This is a genomic window from Campylobacter lanienae NCTC 13004, assembly GCF_002139935.1.
Taxonomy (GTDB): Bacteria; Campylobacterota; Campylobacteria; order Campylobacterales; family Campylobacteraceae; genus Campylobacter; species Campylobacter lanienae.
The window spans coordinates 1,172,992-1,189,654 of the sequence record NZ_CP015578.1 but is presented as its reverse complement, the minus strand read 5'-3'; the positions used below and the strand labels follow the sequence as shown (position 1 = coordinate 1,189,654).

General features: G+C 34.3%; 9 protein-coding genes. 4 read left to right on the top strand and 5 right to left on the bottom strand.

All coding sequences use genetic code 11. From position 1 onward, the window contains the following. Positions 1–33 precede the first annotated feature (33 nt). The 3 genes from nosZ to CLAN_RS06005 all read right to left on the bottom strand — a co-directional run bounded on the left by nosZ (position 34) and on the right by CLAN_RS06005 (position 5,344). Positions 34–2,628, bottom strand: coding sequence for a Sec-dependent nitrous-oxide reductase (nosZ, locus tag CLAN_RS06015; protein WP_096025949.1), 2,595 nt, complete (start codon positions 2,626–2,628; stop codon positions 34–36). A gap of 30 nt (positions 2,629–2,658) precedes the next feature. Then, positions 2,659–3,516: a hypothetical protein gene (locus tag CLAN_RS06010; RefSeq protein ID WP_096014063.1), complete on the bottom strand. Its 858-nt coding sequence runs from the start codon at positions 3,514–3,516 to the stop codon at positions 2,659–2,661. A gap of 172 nt (positions 3,517–3,688) precedes the next feature. Further along, positions 3,689–5,344 (bottom strand): SLC13 family permease, encoded by a 1,656-nt coding sequence (locus CLAN_RS06005; protein ID WP_100590826.1) that lies wholly within the window; start codon positions 5,342–5,344, stop codon positions 3,689–3,691. 275 nt (positions 5,345–5,619) lie between these two features. On the opposite strand from CLAN_RS06005, the gene CLAN_RS06000 reads away from it, so the two are divergent. The 4 genes from CLAN_RS06000 to uvrA all read left to right on the top strand — a co-directional run bounded on the left by CLAN_RS06000 (position 5,620) and on the right by uvrA (position 12,014). After that, positions 5,620–6,624, top strand: coding sequence for a Fe(3+) ABC transporter substrate-binding protein (locus tag CLAN_RS06000; RefSeq protein ID WP_096026560.1), 1,005 nt, complete (start codon positions 5,620–5,622; stop codon positions 6,622–6,624). Next, positions 6,621–8,237: an ABC transporter permease gene (locus CLAN_RS05995; RefSeq protein WP_100590825.1), complete on the top strand. Its 1,617-nt coding sequence runs from the start codon at positions 6,621–6,623 to the stop codon at positions 8,235–8,237. The genes CLAN_RS06000 and CLAN_RS05995 overlap by 4 nt, the downstream gene beginning before the upstream one ends. After that, on the top strand, positions 8,224–9,132 hold the full coding sequence (locus CLAN_RS05990) for an ABC transporter ATP-binding protein (RefSeq protein ID WP_100590824.1): 909 nt from the start codon (positions 8,224–8,226) through the stop codon (positions 9,130–9,132). Before CLAN_RS05995 ends, CLAN_RS05990 begins: the two co-directional genes overlap by 14 nt. A gap of 62 nt (positions 9,133–9,194) precedes the next feature. Continuing rightward, on the top strand, positions 9,195–12,014 hold the full coding sequence (gene uvrA / locus CLAN_RS05985) for an excinuclease ABC subunit UvrA (protein WP_100590823.1): 2,820 nt from the start codon (positions 9,195–9,197) through the stop codon (positions 12,012–12,014). A 610-nt stretch (positions 12,015–12,624) separates the two neighbouring features. Here the strand turns inward: uvrA and CLAN_RS05980 are convergent. Continuing rightward, positions 12,625–15,216, bottom strand: coding sequence for a DEAD/DEAH box helicase family protein (locus CLAN_RS05980; protein ID WP_232045870.1), 2,592 nt, complete (start codon positions 15,214–15,216; stop codon positions 12,625–12,627). Then, positions 15,209–16,576: a site-specific DNA-methyltransferase gene (locus CLAN_RS05975; protein WP_415270431.1), complete on the bottom strand. Its 1,368-nt coding sequence runs from the start codon at positions 16,574–16,576 to the stop codon at positions 15,209–15,211. The genes CLAN_RS05980 and CLAN_RS05975 overlap by 8 nt, the downstream gene beginning before the upstream one ends. Between the last annotated feature and the right edge of the window lie 87 nt (positions 16,577–16,663).

Below are 16,663 nucleotides of genomic sequence, written 5' to 3'. Positions count from 1 at the left end.
ATCAGCGAGGCGGAAATCTCCGCCCCATTTATTTTAATACAACCCAGCGTTTTCATCGATCCATTTTAGATACTCTATAATATCTTTGATCTCTTGATCGCTCATATGTTGATTTGGCATTCTAAGATTAAAGAAGTTAATCATAGCTTTTACATAATCTTCTTCGTATTTGCTAGCCGGATCTTTGATGAATTCAAATACCCATTTTTCAGCGTTTTCATGTCTTAGCAAGACTCCTGTTAGATCCGGGCCAGAGCTTACTTGACCGATAACATGGCAGCCATTACATCCACCTTTTAAATAGGCTTCTTCCCCACGGGCTTGTACGGCAGTCATAGGCGTAGCTAGGGCTTTTGTAAGATTGTTTTTAGCTCTTAGGCCGACATCGGCGGTTTTAACCATATATTGCCATACTTGATACTCCCAAAGTATTGCGCCATTTATATCACCTTTTTTGTAAGCTTCATCGGCTTTTGCTTTGACTTCAGGAATTTTGCTATATTGATCTAGAGCATCATCAACAAGTTGTTTGACTTTTGGATATTTTTCAAAGTGTTTCTCTTTTAAGAATTTGACAACACTTTGTATAACATCATCTGTGGCTTTATTTGTAGCGATAACTTTTTTATACTCTGCTTGTAGCTCTGCTGGGCTTAGCTCTTTTAGTTTGGCTTTTTTGATGGATTCATATTTTTTGTTTGGATCTTTAACATATAAATACCCCATCATTTCAAGGTGTAAAGCAGAGCAAAACTCAGTACAATAATAAGGGAATACACCCTCCATATCTGCTACGAAATTTACACTAGCTGTTTTGCCTGGTTCGATTGATGCATGGACATTATATAGATCTATAGCAAAGCCGTGAGTCTCATCTTGGGCTCGTTCAAGGTTTGTTAGATAGATTGTTACATTGTCATCTTTATTTACCTCAATATGCTCTGGATTTATGTGGCTTCTTACTAAGGTCGCATATACGGTCACATTTTTGCCATTTCTCTCGATTCTCTCTTGACCAGCTAGAGTCATACCGACTGATTGCTCGCCTGTTCTTGAGTTAGTTCCCATTTTATAAGTCATTGCCGGTTTTAATTTGCTAGCTGATATAGATACGACATCATGAGGCTCACCTAATGGTATAGGCATATCATATATAAGCTCCATTTTTGCTCCAGCAATATCGATGAGTTGGTGATTTTGTGGATGAAGTGGGCCTACAGGATTGAATCTATCTATAGAGAGTTTATCTAATGCTAGGGCATATTTACCAACAGGCTTAGCTGATTTACCCTCCATAGTATCAAGGTGGCCGATATTATAATGGACATTTACTCTATCTAGAGTTTTTAAATTTTTATAATCCCATTTTACGATTTGGCTATCGACATACAAAGAGGTATATACCACACCATCTTTAGAATCAAAAGCGTTATGAAGTGGCCCAAGGCCTAACTCTACTTGTCCGTGTAGGGATTTTTGCATATCTAGGATTGGAATTCCAAATGGATCTTTGTTGGCGAATTCTTTTTTGTCTATTAAGGCTTTAATCTTTCTAAAGTCATAGACACTAGCGTGGGTATCTAGCTTGCCACCAACTAAGATATATCTACCATCAGGGCTTACATCTACGCCGTGTGGAGATTTTGGTTCAGGGATTAAAAACAACGCATTATTTGCCACAGCTACACTAATAGGTATAACTTTGTGGTTATTTATAATTTTGTAGTTTTTAGGATCTTTGGCCAATTTTTCTAAAATTTGCCAATTATACATATGTAAATAGTCTGTATCATTTCTACTCATACCAGCTTCAAATGGTGGTAAGCCTTTTTCTATACCACCTGTATACATCTCAGAGTTAAAGCTATTAGTAAATGCCCAACCCATAGACTCACCTTTACCGGCATCGCTTAGATCTTGCATATATGGAGGAAGTTCAAGTGAAAATGAAGCTTTCTCATCTATTTTACCTTTTGGATAATCAAATTTCCAAAATGTTATAGCACCTCTATATACAGACTCATACTCTTCGATTGGGTGATAATTATCATCTAATGGAGCTGCGTATTGGCTAGCTTCTATTACATATTCTGTGTTTGGGGTTACAAAGCTACCGCCGTGTTCGCTTTTCATAATTGGATTTACTACTATTTGAGTAGTTTCAAAATCACTAAGATTTATAACAGCTGTTCTTGGATTGGCTTTATCATTTATAAATAGATAATCCCCTACATATTCGCCATTTTTTTCAGTGAAATTTGGGTGGTGAGTATCACCCCATGTGATATCCTTGCCTCTGATAGCACCGCCTTTTAATACAGCCTTACTCTCGCTATCATAGCCATAGCCTTGCCATGGCTCTGGAGTGAATACACCTATATATTTGTAAATTCTCATAGATGGGACGCCATATACGATTACTTGGCCACTTTGACCGCCAGAACTAAAGACGATATACTCATCTTTGCGACCACTTGGTTGATATGTTTTAGCTGCTGCTAAGACATCTTTTTCACTCAAGTTTCGCTCTTTCATGATAGTTTCAAGCTCACTAGCACCAAAAAGGCTAGATAAGCCTAAGCATAAGCCAGCACCAAATAGCAAAGGCTTTTGGATAAAACTATACATAAGACTCTCCTTTTATAAAATTTGTATCAATTACTCAATACCACAAGAATAAATAGCACGATTCCATAAGATTATTTGGCTATTTGTATTTATAAACATATCCATAATTGCGTCATTACCAATCTTTATGCTATTTTTTAAATTTAAATTAAAATCATAAATATATAAATTTGAGCTCCAATCTGCGATATATATGTTGTTTTTATAAATTTTTATTGCGCTTATTTGGTTATTTGAAACTTTATAAATTTGATTTTTGTAGATTAATTCGCCATTTATCAAGCCAATTATTATCTCATTATTTACGCTATGAATAGCAGTTGGGATACTTGGTGTTGTTGAAATTTTATCTATTGTAAGGTTGTGTAAATTTATGTTATAGATATTTCTATCAAAAGTAGAGATATATAGATTATCATTGATTATATGCGTGGTGGTGATTTTGGATTTTAGATTTAAATTTGATATTTTGTAGATTTTGTTTATCTCATCATATATTATTAGATGATTAGAGCCGATAGTAAGGATTATCTTATCTTTTATAAAATTTATAGATGTGATGGAGTCTATTATACCAGTTTTGATAGGATCTATCAAAATTTCTTTATCGCCTTTTGGGCTGATTTGTATGAGATATCCGCTATCTAATCCAGCTATTAGATTTTCATTATTTAATTTAATTGTATTTATTTTATCGCTTTTTAGTTGTATGTTGGTCGTGATTTTATTAGTTGCTAAATTTAGCGTATATAGATTTTTGCTATCACTATATGAGATTTGAGCAGAGTTTAAAGAGGCGCTATTGATATCGGTATTAGATTTTTGGATTAATTCGCATTTACAATAGCCGATTAAAACAAGCGAAAAAATATAAAATAAAATTTTCATACCTCAACTCTTATTAATTTTAATAATATTTCTATGATTTATATGATTTTTAATTATATCATATTTTTTATTTTTATTCGTATAAAATTGTAAAAATATTTACTGAATTTTATAGTTTGTTAATAAAGATTATTTAATTTAAAATAGCTAGGCAGATTTGCCTAGCTAAGTTTTATATATTTAGTCCAAATACCGTAGTTGTAAGGAATATAATTGTTAAAGTGATTAAGAATATTGCTATGATATTTAGCCACAAACCCGCTTTAATCATATCACTAATTCTCACATATCCCGAGCCATAAGCAATAGCATTTGGTGGAGTGGCCACTGGTAGCATAAATGCACAAGTAGCAGCAAGTGCGACTGGAACTGTAAATAGCATTATATTTTGTCCTTCGTATCCTAGACCGATCGCCACACCGGCTATAACAGGCAAGAACGCTGCTGCGGTAGCTGTATTTGATGTAATCTCTGTTAAGAATATTACAAGAGCAGTAACAATCAATATAATAAGCACAATTGGCATAAAACCAAGAGCTGAAACTTGATGTCCTATCCATAGAGATAGGCCTGTTTTGCTAAATTGAGCTGAAAGCGCTAGACCACCGCCAAATAATATTAAGATATCCCACGGCAATTTTTTGGCTGTATCCCAATCTATCAATCTCTCATGATTTGAATTTGCTGGAATTATAAAGAGCAACACAGCAACACTCATAGCAATAACAGAATCCAAACTAGCAACTTTAATCCCATAGTGTTTAAAGATAAATCCAAGGAATATCCAACAAAGCGCAGCCAAGACAAACACCCCACCTACTAGCCACTCAGCTCTACTCATCGTACCTAGCTTTTTATACTCTTGATGGATTACCTCTTTGCCGCCTGGAATTTCACTAATTTCAGGTTTAAATAATACATAAACCAAAAGCGCCCAACAAGCAATCAGCATAATAATAGATAGAGGAACACCCATCAACATCCACTCACCAAAGCCAATTTCGATACCAAATTCATTTTTCATATGAGCTACTAAAAGCGCATTTGGCGGAGTGCCGATAATAGTGCCAAGAGAGCCGACAGAAGCGGCATAAGCTATACCAAGCATTAAAGCAATACCGAAATTTGAAGTATAGGCTGCGGTTTTGTCTTTGATTTCGCTTACTACATCTTTTCCTTTATGGATAACAGCACTTGCAAATCCGCCTTGAGTACCTTGACGAGCAACTTCATCCATATGATTTGCATCGACTTGTTTTAGCTCATTATCTTTGCCTGTTAGTTTGCTAACTAGATGAAGCACAGATAGACCAACAGGGAGCATCATAACAGCAGTTGCGGTATTGCTAACCCACATAGACATAAAGCCAGTAGCTATCATAAATCCAGCTACAAGTCTTCTAGGGCTAGTCCCTACTAACAAGACAATTCCAAGAGCTATACGAGTATGGAGATTCCATTTTTGCATAGCAAGGGCTAAGATGAAACCACCCATGAATAGATATATAGTATCACTTGCGTATGGAGCGGCGGCGTTTTTAAATGTATCTACGCCCAAAATAGGGAACAAAACCATAGGAAGCAAAGCCGTAGCAGGAAGTGCGATAGCCTCAGTCATCCACCATATACCCATTAAAACAGCCACAGCGGCAACTATAGGAAGAGCATTTACATTGAGTGTTTTGCCATTTGCAGCTGCTAAAGCTATCTCGCCAGCATTGCTAGGCATAATGTAATAAACAAGCATAGCAGCTATAACACCACCGATTAAGCCGATGAATTGAATAGCATTTGTCTGCTTGTCAATAGGGATGTTTGGATTGGACATCTTTAACCTTTATTATGAAATTATTTAAAATTACATTATAACAATAATTTATTGAATTTAAAAATATTTATATTAATTTAATTAAATTTTTTATAAAAATGTGTAAATATGTAACACATTATTATAAATTTTTTTAAATTTTAATAATTAAGTTTTATCTAAGAATAATCCAAATTCTATACATTTATAGAAATTAATAACCATTATCATTTATTGATTATTTACTTTATGTCGCTATCATTTTGCAATCGAATTTAAAAAATGTGGGAGAAAATATGAGAAAGGTTATCATCACTGCGTTACTTAGTGCGTCAGCCTTGATAGGTGCGGAGCTTAATGTATATTCAGCTAGGCATTATGATGCGGATTTTGAGATATATAAAAAATTTGAGGCTCAAACAGGAATTAAGATAAATCACACAACAGCACAAGCGCCAGAGCTTATAAAAAGACTTCAATTAGAGGGCAAAGACTCGCCAGCTGATATATTTATCACTGCTGATGTGTCAAATTTAAGCGAAGCTAAAAACGCAAATATTTTAGCCCCTGTAGATTCTAAGGTTTTAAAAGATATAATTCCATCAAATTTAAGAGATAAAGATGATATGTGGTTTTCTATCACTAAAAGAGCTAGAATCATCGCTTATAACAAAAATGCCAATGTGGATCTGAATTTAGTTAAAACTTATGAAGATTTAGCTAAGCCAGAGCTAAAAGGCAAGGTACTCATGAGAAGTGCGACTGCGCCATACTCTAAGACACTTTTAGCATCAATTATCGCAAATGATGGCAAAGATGAAGGCAAAAAATGGGCCAAAGGTGTGCTAGATAATCTAGCTATAGCACCAAAAGGCGGTGATAGAGATCAGGCTAGACAGATGATAGCAGGAGTGGCGCCATTTGCGGTTGTGAATACATATTATATAGGGCTTTTGAAAACTTCTAAAAATCCAAAGGATAGAGAAGTTGGCAACTCTATTGGTATAATTTTTCCAAATCAAGATGGCCGTGGAACACATATAAATGTAAGCGGTATAGCCATGACAGCTTCTAGCAAAAACCAAGATGCGGCTAAGAAATTTATGGAATTTATGCTTAGTAAAGATATTCAAGCTATGCTAACAAATATAAATTACGAATTTCCAGTTCGCTCGGATGTGGAGCCTTCGGATATTGTGAAGGAATTTGGCAAATTTAAAGAAGATAGCATCGATGTATCAAAGATCGCTGATAATGTCAAAGATGCTGTGCTTATATATGATGAAGTAGGATTTAGATGAGAAAACGCACAAAAGCTATAAAATTCTTAGGAATTTTATTAGCTTTTTTGGTGATTATTCCTGTTATTAGTATTTTTATTGAATTTGGCATCTATCTATATCAAGCCCTTGCTAGTAGCGATGCTACAAGGCTTGATGAGATATCTAGGAATTTAAATCATTTTTTTGATTTTTTATTTTTGAGATTTGTCAAAGATACATTTATAGTAGCCTTTTTCGTGCTTGTGATTTGTGCTATTTTGGGTGTTAGCACGGCTTATTTGATAAGCAATTATAACTTCTATCTATCTAAAATTTTAGAAAATTTACTTATATTGCCACTTGCTATTCCTGCTTATATATTGGCTTTTGTCTATGTGGGGATTATGGATTATGGTGGGGAATTTCAAAGCATTTTTGGATTTAGGATTGATATTTTTAATATTTATGGTGTGATTTTTGTGCTTAGTATGTCGCTATATCCTTATGTATATTTGCTAGCTAAATCAGCTTTTAAAAGCGAGTCAAAAGCGATTTATGAAGTTGGCAAAATCAACGGATATAGCGAATTTAGCATATTTTATAAGGTAAGTATCAAATTAGCAATGCCAAGTATTTTGGCTGGGCTTATGCTGGTTTTGATGGAGGTTTTAAGCGATTATGGAGCTAGTGCGTATCTAGGTGTGGATACATTTAGTGCGGGGATTTTTAAGACTTGGTATGACCTTGGAGATGCCTACTCATCTAGTGCTTTATCTGCGATTTTGATGATTTTTGTCTTTATACTTATGTATATAGAGTATAAGCAGCGTCAAAAGAGCAAATTTAGCTTCAATCAAGATATAAGCGACTTTATTACTAAACGAAATTTAAATAGATTTAAATCCATCATAGCGATGGTTTATTGCTTGATAATATTATTTATCGGATTTATATTGCCATTTTTGTGGCTTGGATATTGGGGGCTTAGAGATTATAAGTTATTTGAGATTGATTTTTATATGCTTAGTTTAAATTCTCTTATCCTAGCTGGTATTACTGGGGTTATTACTACTATTTTGGCTTTTATATTGTGCTTTGTAGCTAGAGTTAGCAAGGGTGGTAAATTCGGCTTTTGGCTGCTTAAAGCTAGCTCAGTTGGATATGCTATCCCTGGAGCGGCTATCGGTGTGAGCTTAATGATAGCAGCGGCCTTTGTGGGTAAATTCTTTGGTGTTGGGATTTTGGGGGTATCGTTTGGAGTTTTGATATTTGCTTATGTGGTGAGATTTTTGGCTACTGCTATCTACTCAATTGATGGTGGATTTGCGAAAATTCACGACTCACTTGATGAGGCTGGATATATGCTAAGACCGAGCTATTTTATCTTGATGATTAAGCTATATATGCCACTTTTGAAGCAGTTTTTCTTGCTCTCATTTTTGGTTGTTTTTATAGATACTATAAAGGAGTTGCCACTTACTAGAATGCTATCACCATTTAGCTTTGAGACTTTGAGTGTTAAGGCATTTTGGTATGCGAGTGATGAGAGAATTTATGATAGTGCCTTGCCATCTTTTATGATAGTGGTATTATCGCTATTTATATTGATTTTTACCAAGATATTTATAAGGGCAAAAAGTGCTAAAAATTAAGAATTTGCGTAAAAAATTTGGTCAAAATGAGGTTTTAAAGGGTATAAATTTAACTCTTAATGATAATGAAATTTTATCTATTTTAGGTGGCAGCGGTAGTGGTAAAAGCACGCTTTTGCGTTGTATAGCTGGTTTGGAGAATGGCCAATATGATGAGTTTAGCTGTGATTTGAATATTGGATTTATGTTTCAAAATTACGCTCTTTTTCCACATCTTAGCGTATATGATAATATCGCTTTTGGCTTAAATAAATTTAATAAAAATGAGATTAAAAATAGGGTTAATGAGCTTTTGGCTAAATTTGGTATAGAGGCTTTAAGAGATAAAAAGCCAGATCAAATTTCAGGCGGACAAGCTCAAAGGGTGGCCTTTGCTAGGGCTATTGCGGCTGGTGCAAAGCTCTTGCTTTTAGATGAGCCATTTTCGAATTTAGATCAGGGGTTAAAAGAGAGCTTAAGAGCGGAGTTAAAACAGATGATCCAAGATGAAAATCTATCGGCGATTTTGGTTACTCATGATATTGATGATGCTTACTATCTAAGTGATAAAATCGCTCTATTTGATAGGGGTGAGATATTGGATATTGGGGCGGCTAAGGAGCTATTTTATAGTGTGAAAAATCCAAAATCAGCCAAGATGCTAGGCGGATTAAACTATATAGAGCAAGATCTTTTAGATGGTGATAAGTTTTTTGAGTGGATCAAAAGTCGCAATAATATCTTTGCTTATAGCGAAATTTATATGGGTGGAGAGTTTGAGGCTAGTGTGATAGATAAGAGCTTTATGGGGATGTTTTATAAGGTGGAGTTAGAGTATAAGGGTGTTAGGTTTTATGCGCTTTGGCCATCTACTCTTAGGATAGAAAGTAGGGTGAAATTTGGATTTTATGCTTAGTTAGTTATCGTATTATTAAAATTTAGATATAATCCTAATTTTATTTAAATTATGGATTACAAATGAATGACATTATCAAAATTAGAGGCGCTAAAGAGCATAATCTAAAAAATATTAACCTAGATATCCCAAAAAATAGATTAGTTGTATTTACAGGTCTTAGCGGTAGTGGCAAGAGTACTTTGGCTTTTGATACCTTATACGCTGAGGGACAAAGAAGATATATAGAATCACTCTCAAGCTACGCTAGGCAGTTTCTTGATAAGGTAGGAAAGCCCGATGTAGATCATATAGATGGGCTCACGCCAGCTATTGCAATTGACCAAAAAAGCACTAGCAAAAATCCACGCTCCACAGTCGGGACGATAACTGAAATTTATGATTATTTAAGATTATTATACGCTAGGATCGGTATCCAGCACTGCCCAAAATGCTCTAAAAGAGTATCTAAAATGAGCGCAAATGATATAATAGATCAAATTCTCAAACTCCCGCAAAGCTCTAAAATCACGATTTTATCCCCAATTGTAAGAGAGAAAAAAGGTAGCTTTGCTGATACTTTAGAGAGCTTAAAAAATAAGGGCTTTATAAGGGCTATGATAGATGGCGTGATGGTGAGATTGGATGAAGATATAGAGCTATCAAAGACCAAAAAGCACACTATAAAAGCCGTAATTGATAGGGTTGTAGTAAATAGCGATAACGCTTCTAGGATAGCAGATGATGTCCAAAAGGGGCTTTATGAGAGTTTTGGTGAGCTTGAGATTGAGATAGCTAACGCTGATGAGCTTGGCTTAGATAACTCTCATATACATTTTAGCGAGCATAATGCTTGTTTTGATTGTAAAATTAGCTTTAATGCTCTTGAACCACTTAGTTTTAGCTTTAACTCACCTAAGGGTGCTTGTCCTAGCTGTGATGGGCTAGGAATTCGATTTAGCTTGGATTTAAATAAGATAATTGATGATAATTTAAGCATTGAAGATGGTGCGATAAAGGTTATGTATGGATTTAATAAGAGCTATTATTATAAATTTTTAATAGCATTTTGCGAACAAAATGGCATTGATATCAAAACTCCATACTCCAAGCTTGATGATGATTCTAAGAGACTTATACTTTATGGAAATGTAAAAAATATCGAATTTTTATGGAAACGACATAGGATTAATAAGCATTTTGAAGGGGTTTTGAAAGTTGCTTATGAAATTTTAAAAGATGATAAAGATTTTAGCGAGTATATGACTGAAAAAGTATGCGAAAGTTGCGGTGGTGATAGATTGTGTGCTGATAGCCTAGCTGTCAAAGTAGCCTCTAAATCAATAGGCGAAATCATAAATATGAGCATAGAAAATGCTACTAAATTTTTTAGCAATAGTGATAATTTCGCTCATTTAAGCGCTCAAGAGAGTTTGATCGCTACACCGATTTTAAAAGAGATAAATGAGAGATTATTTTTCTTATATGATGTTGGGCTTGGCTATATTAGCCTTGGTAGGGATGCTAGAACTATCAGTGGCGGTGAGGCTCAACGAATAAGAATCGCTAGTCAAATAGGCAGTGGATTAAGCGGGGTTATGTATGTGCTAGATGAGCCTAGTATCGGACTTCATGAGAGAGATACTCTAAAGCTTATTAAAACCTTAAGAAATCTACAAGAAAAGGGTAATAGCGTAATTGTCGTAGAGCATGATAAAAAGACTATTGAAGCAGCTGATTATATAGTAGATATCGGCCCTGGGGCTGGAGTTTATGGCGGAGAAGTGGTATTTCAAGGTACATATAAAGAGCTATTAAGCTCACAAACCCAAACCGCACAATACCTAAATGGTCAAAAAGAGATAAACTACTATAAAGGCCGAAAACAAAAAAAATGGTTAAATTTGAGTGGTATAACTATAAATAATATCTCAAATTTAAGTGTCAAATTCCCACTTAGTAATCTTGTAGGCGTTACTGGTGTGAGTGGTAGCGGTAAAAGCTCATTAGTGCTTAAAGCTCTACTTCCAGCAGCTGAAATAGCATTAAATAGAGCTAGAAAATTTCAAATTTTAAAAGGGGCCAAGATAGAGGGCTTAGAGCAATTAGATAAGGTCATCTATCTAGACCAAAGCCCAATAGGTAGAACTCCACGCTCAAATCCCGCTACATACACAGGCGTGATGGATGAGATAAGAGTGCTATTTGCTGCGACAAAAGAGGCACAAATCAGAGGGTATAAAATCGGCCGATTTAGCTTCAATGTCAAAGGCGGTAGATGCGAAAAGTGTAGTGGAGAGGGCGAGATAAAGGTTGAGATGCACTTTTTGCCCGATATTAGCGTGATTTGTGATGCGTGTAAGGGAAGTAGATATAATGCTCAAACTTTAGAGATCAAATACAAAGGCAAGAATATATCAGAAGTTTTGGAGATGAGTGCTGATGAGGCTTTGGAGTTTTTTTCTAAGGTGCCTAAAATCCACTCTAAACTAAAAACCATTTGCTCTGTTGGCCTAGGATATCTCACACTAGGACAGCCAGCTACTACGCTAAGTGGCGGTGAGGCTCAACGCATTAAACTAGCCAAAGAGCTTAGTCGCACAGACACCGGCTCTACTCTTTATATCTTAGATGAGCCTACTACGGGGCTGCATTTTAAGGATGTAGATAGGCTTACTAGTGTGCTTCATCATCTTGTTGAATTAGGAAATTCAGTTGTGGTGATAGAACATAATTTAGATGTGATTAAAAATTGTGATTATATCGTTGATATGGGGCCAGAAGGTGGTGCAGGTGGCGGTAAGGTGATCGCCAAAGGCAGTCCAGTAGAATTAGCCAAAGGATATAAAAAAAGTGGCTCATACACCGGAAAATTCCTAGCCTTAGAGCTTGGAATGGAGTGAGTATTAAATTTATTTTTATTTTTTGTGGATTTAAATTTTTATTTTCTTTTTAAGAAGTTTGAAATTTTAAAGAAATTTATTTTTAATTATTAGATATTTGTTGTTTTGAATTTATTTCTTTTTTAAGGGGGAAGGGGAGCGCTTTTTGGCAGACGCTACCCCTTCCCCCTTAACAACCCCCAACCCCCTGGAAAAGCCTTTCAATGGGTGGCTTACACCACGGATTTTTATAGGGGAACCCCACGAAGTGGGGGCTTTAGTGCGGGGTCAAGCCGATGGGGCTTGCCGCAAACGGCGACTTGTTGCCGTGCGGAGTTAAAATAGTTTTCTACTTTAGGCGTGGCTTCGCTGCGCCGTTAAAAGTAGGTAAAAATCAAAGGTGCTTTTTGGCAGCCGCTACCCCTTCCCCCTTAACATTCCAAATTTTCGCCACAAAACAACCATTTAAGGTTGTTTTGCTATTGCGAAAATTTTGTAAAAGCCTTTCAATGGGTGGCTTACGCCACGGATTTTATAGGGGTACCCATTGTTAATATTCCAAATTTTGGCCACAAAATAACCATTTAAGGTTGTTTTGCTATTGCTCTAAATTGGTTAATTATCCCAAAGTTTAAATTTTAAAAAATTCATCAAATTGCCTTTTGAATTCTTTATTTTTATCCTTATCTTTATTCTCATCAAGGAAAAATGGCAAAGCATAGACTTTAAGCCCTATTTGCCCATCAAAATCTTTTGTAGCTTTAAATACTTTTTTGTTTAAAATACCCTCATTTAAGATAAAATCTTCTTTCCATTTATCTTTTTGATAATACACATCGCCTTTGCTTTCTATTATTATTTGCGTTGATAGATGGTCTGTGCTTGTATGCTCTTTTGGCTTACCAAAAAATATAAAATCAGGCTCAAAACCCTCGCCATAAGTAGGCTCACTCACTCTATTATCATAAATTTTAAACTCCTCAAAGCCCTCATTTCGCATAATTATCCACTCGCTGAAATTTCTATCAATTCTCTCTTTATTGGCTTCTATAAAGTCTAAAAACTCTCTTTCCAGATTGCTATCAGTAGAGAATTTATCATAGTAAAGCCACTCATAGGGGCTATTTTCTATATTTTTAAAAATTGGCTCATTATTTTCATTATACTCCACATTTTTGACTATTTTTCTACTGCCGATACTAGCTAATTTTTGAGCTTTAAATTCAGTTATTTCAAAGTTTTTGCTCTCTGTATTTAGTTCATCTTTGTAGCAATTAAGGATATATTTGGCAATTTCTAGCCGTATTTTTGGGTCTGTAAAATCTTGATTTTTATTAAATACCAAATTTAGCGGTGCGATGATATCGCTGTAAAATTCAACTTTGCTTTTTAAGCTCTCATCATAGATTTTTAGCTTATTTATATCTATTTGTAAGATATTCATAGCCTTAGCAAAGATTTTGTATTCGATTTTATCACCTATTTTAAAGTATTTTTGAGAGCTTGTGTTTATCTCTTCAACAAGATCAAATTTCTCTTCGTTATTGCTAATTTTATGCCCTATATATGGTATTTTGATGGACTCTAGGACTGTTTCGAAATTCTCTTTGTTAAAAAGAGAGATTTTATCTAAAAATATTTTCTCATTACTCACATAAAAAATTTCATTTTTATCTGTGATTTCTTTGGCTTTTTGGCTAGGTTTTAGCTCTGTAATGCCCTTGTCTTTGTCCATTAGGCCTTGTTCTTTTAGCTCATTTCTTATCTTTTGGATATACTCTACATCATTTAAAGCGTGATAGCTAAGGCGTTCTAGCATTGTAAGCTCGCTAAATTGCTTATCATCATATTTTCGTTTATATCTCTCTTCGCCTTTTCCAAAGGGATAGTATCTAGCCCCACGACCTATTAGCTGGGCTTCTTTAGTGGTTGTTTTTGAGCTATTTTTGACTACGGCTGAGCCTAAACGCACTATATCAAAGAGATTTAGCACATCCCAGCCCTCATTTAGCTTATCTACAGCAAAAATCGCTCTTATAGTGTTATCTTTATCTTCAAGAGTGTTTAGCTTGATTTGATAATCTTTTATCTCCTTTTCATCATTTGCGTTTATTTGATAAATCTCTTTAAATGACTCTTTTATATGATTTTCTAAGATATTTGTATAGCTTTTTCCAAATTTATTTTTAAAAAACTCCAAGCTATATTTAAACAGCTCATCATCTTTACCCACATTATTATAAAATTCGCTTATATCATCACTATTTAACTCTTGAAGTGTCTCATTAAATAGCTTTTGATTCTCTTTTGAGAGATTTATACTTTCGCTTTTAAATAGCACTATTGGCTTTAGCTCTATATTATTTTCCCTTGCCAAAAGCTCCCTATAAGCACTAAGCAAGCAAGCCCCCAAAAGCCTTGCTTTTAGCTCGGTATTATCATATTTGACTAGAAAAATTCTCTTTGAGTATCCATCTAGGCAAAACTCCCTTAAAGCATACTCATAAACAATCTTATCTTCATATTTTGCTAAGACTTTTCTATCATTTGGTATCGTAGCGCTAAATTCTAGCATTAGGTTATTTGCGTGGCTATTAAAAGCTTTGTTTATTATGCTCTCCCAGCCATCTTTGTTATCTTGTTCGCTTGAATTTAGCTTATTTTTGGTTTCACTATTTAAGTGGTGAGCCTCATCAGCTAAAAATACAATCTCATAATTTTGTAAATCTTTAAGAGTTAAAGAGTTTTCCTTCTCATCTTTAAAAAGGCTAAAAAGTCCTTGAATAGTGCTAAAATAGATATTTATAGCATTTTCATCACTCTCACCAAAGTTGCTAATCGCCCTTATCTCTACTCTTTTGCCATCTATATTTATCTCATTAGCAAATAGATATTTTGATGAGAAAATATCACAAAAATTCGCTTTTGTCTTTTCTAAAATCGCCGTGCTATTGACAAAAAAGACAAAATTTCTATATCCATTTTTATAGCAATCAAGCATTAAAGCCGCCATTACAAGCGTTTTGCCGCTGCCTGTAGCCATATTAAACATTAGATGATTTTTATTTAGCGTTTGTTTGTTTGCTAGGTAGTATTTTATAGCATCTATTTGATACTCTCTTAGCTCTTTACTGATATTATCTCTTATATGATTTGGGATTTCCATATCTCTTAAGGGCATTTTGCCATATTCGGCGATTATCTCTTCATATAATTTACCCATCATTTTCTCCATAAAATATTTTATTTAGCTTTTTAGCTCTCTCATCTATCTTATACTCACTATCATTCATATCAGCATAAGGGATATAATCCATATTTCTATCTAAGCATTTTTTGAGAATTCTCTTTTTATTTATAAAATCTAAATTTGAAAATTCATCATCTTTTAAATCATTTTGTATATCCACTCTATAATCTATAAAAGCTAATTTTTGTAAATTTTCATAAATTTGATTTAGCTCATTTTCATCGCTTGAATTTTCTATTTTTTCTATAAATTTAGCATTTAAACTAGCTAATTCGCAGTAAATTAAATTTCCACCGCCACTCCAGCTTACAGCTTTGCTAATCCCACCTTGTTCGCCCTCAATTACCTTTTTTAATCTCTCTTTGGTGATACTCTCTATATACTCCATCTGCTCGATACCTATATAGCGCCTTTTCATCTTATGTGCCACTGCTAAAGTCGTGCCAGAGCCAGCAAAGAAGTCTAGGACAAGATCGTTTTCGTTTGTAGAGATTTCTATAATTCTTTTTATTAAGGCTTCGGGTTTTTTGCCTTTTTTTAATGTTATCTGCCCCTCTCTTGCGATACCTTCCCATCTAATATCAGTCCATATATTAGAAATTTGTTCAGCTGGAACCATTTGATTATTTATATTTTTGACTTTTGAAGAATAAAAAAAGATTTGATTTCCTTTATGTATATATCTTTTTCCTTTTGATGTTTCTACAATATAAATTTTATTATCAAGTATAGATTTATTTCTTGCATCAATAGTTTCTTGTCCAGCATCATCGTTGATAGCTGTGTATCTAAACACTTGATTTAAATGTTCAAGTGCAAATTTTGAAAAAATTAAATTTTGCAATTCTTTTGGTTTAATATTGAGCTGTTTAGATATACTATTTAAGTCTTTTAATGGAAATTTATCTGTTAATTTTGCGATTTTCCACTCTGAAATTTCATCATTTATATTTTCTACAAAAAGATTGTAATTATCATCATAGGGAACATTTTTAAAAACCTTATTTTCAGAAAACATAGATTTATTTTTAGCGTAAAATAAAATATACTCCATTACTTCCATAACGCCTTTATTAACTACTTTAAATCCAGCAGATGATTTTACTTGAACAGCAATACAATTTACAAAATTCTCTCTCCCAAAAATCTCATCCATAAGCACTTTTAAATACGCTTGTTCGTTATCATCGCATTGGACAAATATAACCCCATCATCTCTTAAAAGCTCTCTTGCGATTTCTAGGCGATTTTTCATAAAGGTTAGATAAGTGCTGTGATTAAATCTATCATTATAATTAAAGCTATCACTACCGGTGTTATAAGGTGGGTCTATGTAGATTAGTTTGACTTTGTTTTGTTCGCTTTGGTGGCGAAAATACTCTTTTAAAGAGTGTAGGGCGATTAGATTATTGCCTTTGAT

Excerpts from the sequence above, each read along its gene's own strand:
- CLAN_RS05995 (WP_100590825.1), top strand. The coding sequence starts at position 6,621 with ATGAGAAAACGCACAAAAGCTATAAAATTCTTAGGAATTTTATTAGCT.
- uvrA (WP_100590823.1), top strand. The coding sequence starts at position 9,195 with ATGAATGACATTATCAAAATTAGAGGCGCTAAAGAGCATAATCTAAAA.
- CLAN_RS06000 (WP_096026560.1), top strand. The coding sequence starts at position 5,620 with ATGAGAAAGGTTATCATCACTGCGTTACTTAGTGCGTCAGCCTTGATA.
- nosZ (WP_096025949.1), bottom strand. The coding sequence starts at position 2,628 with ATGTATAGTTTTATCCAAAAGCCTTTGCTATTTGGTGCTGGCTTATGC.
- CLAN_RS06005 (WP_100590826.1), bottom strand. The coding sequence starts at position 5,344 with ATGTCCAATCCAAACATCCCTATTGACAAGCAGACAAATGCTATTCAA.
- CLAN_RS05980 (WP_232045870.1), bottom strand. The coding sequence starts at position 15,216 with ATGGGTAAATTATATGAAGAGATAATCGCCGAATATGGCAAAATGCCC.
- CLAN_RS06010 (WP_096014063.1), bottom strand. The coding sequence starts at position 3,516 with ATGAAAATTTTATTTTATATTTTTTCGCTTGTTTTAATCGGCTATTGT.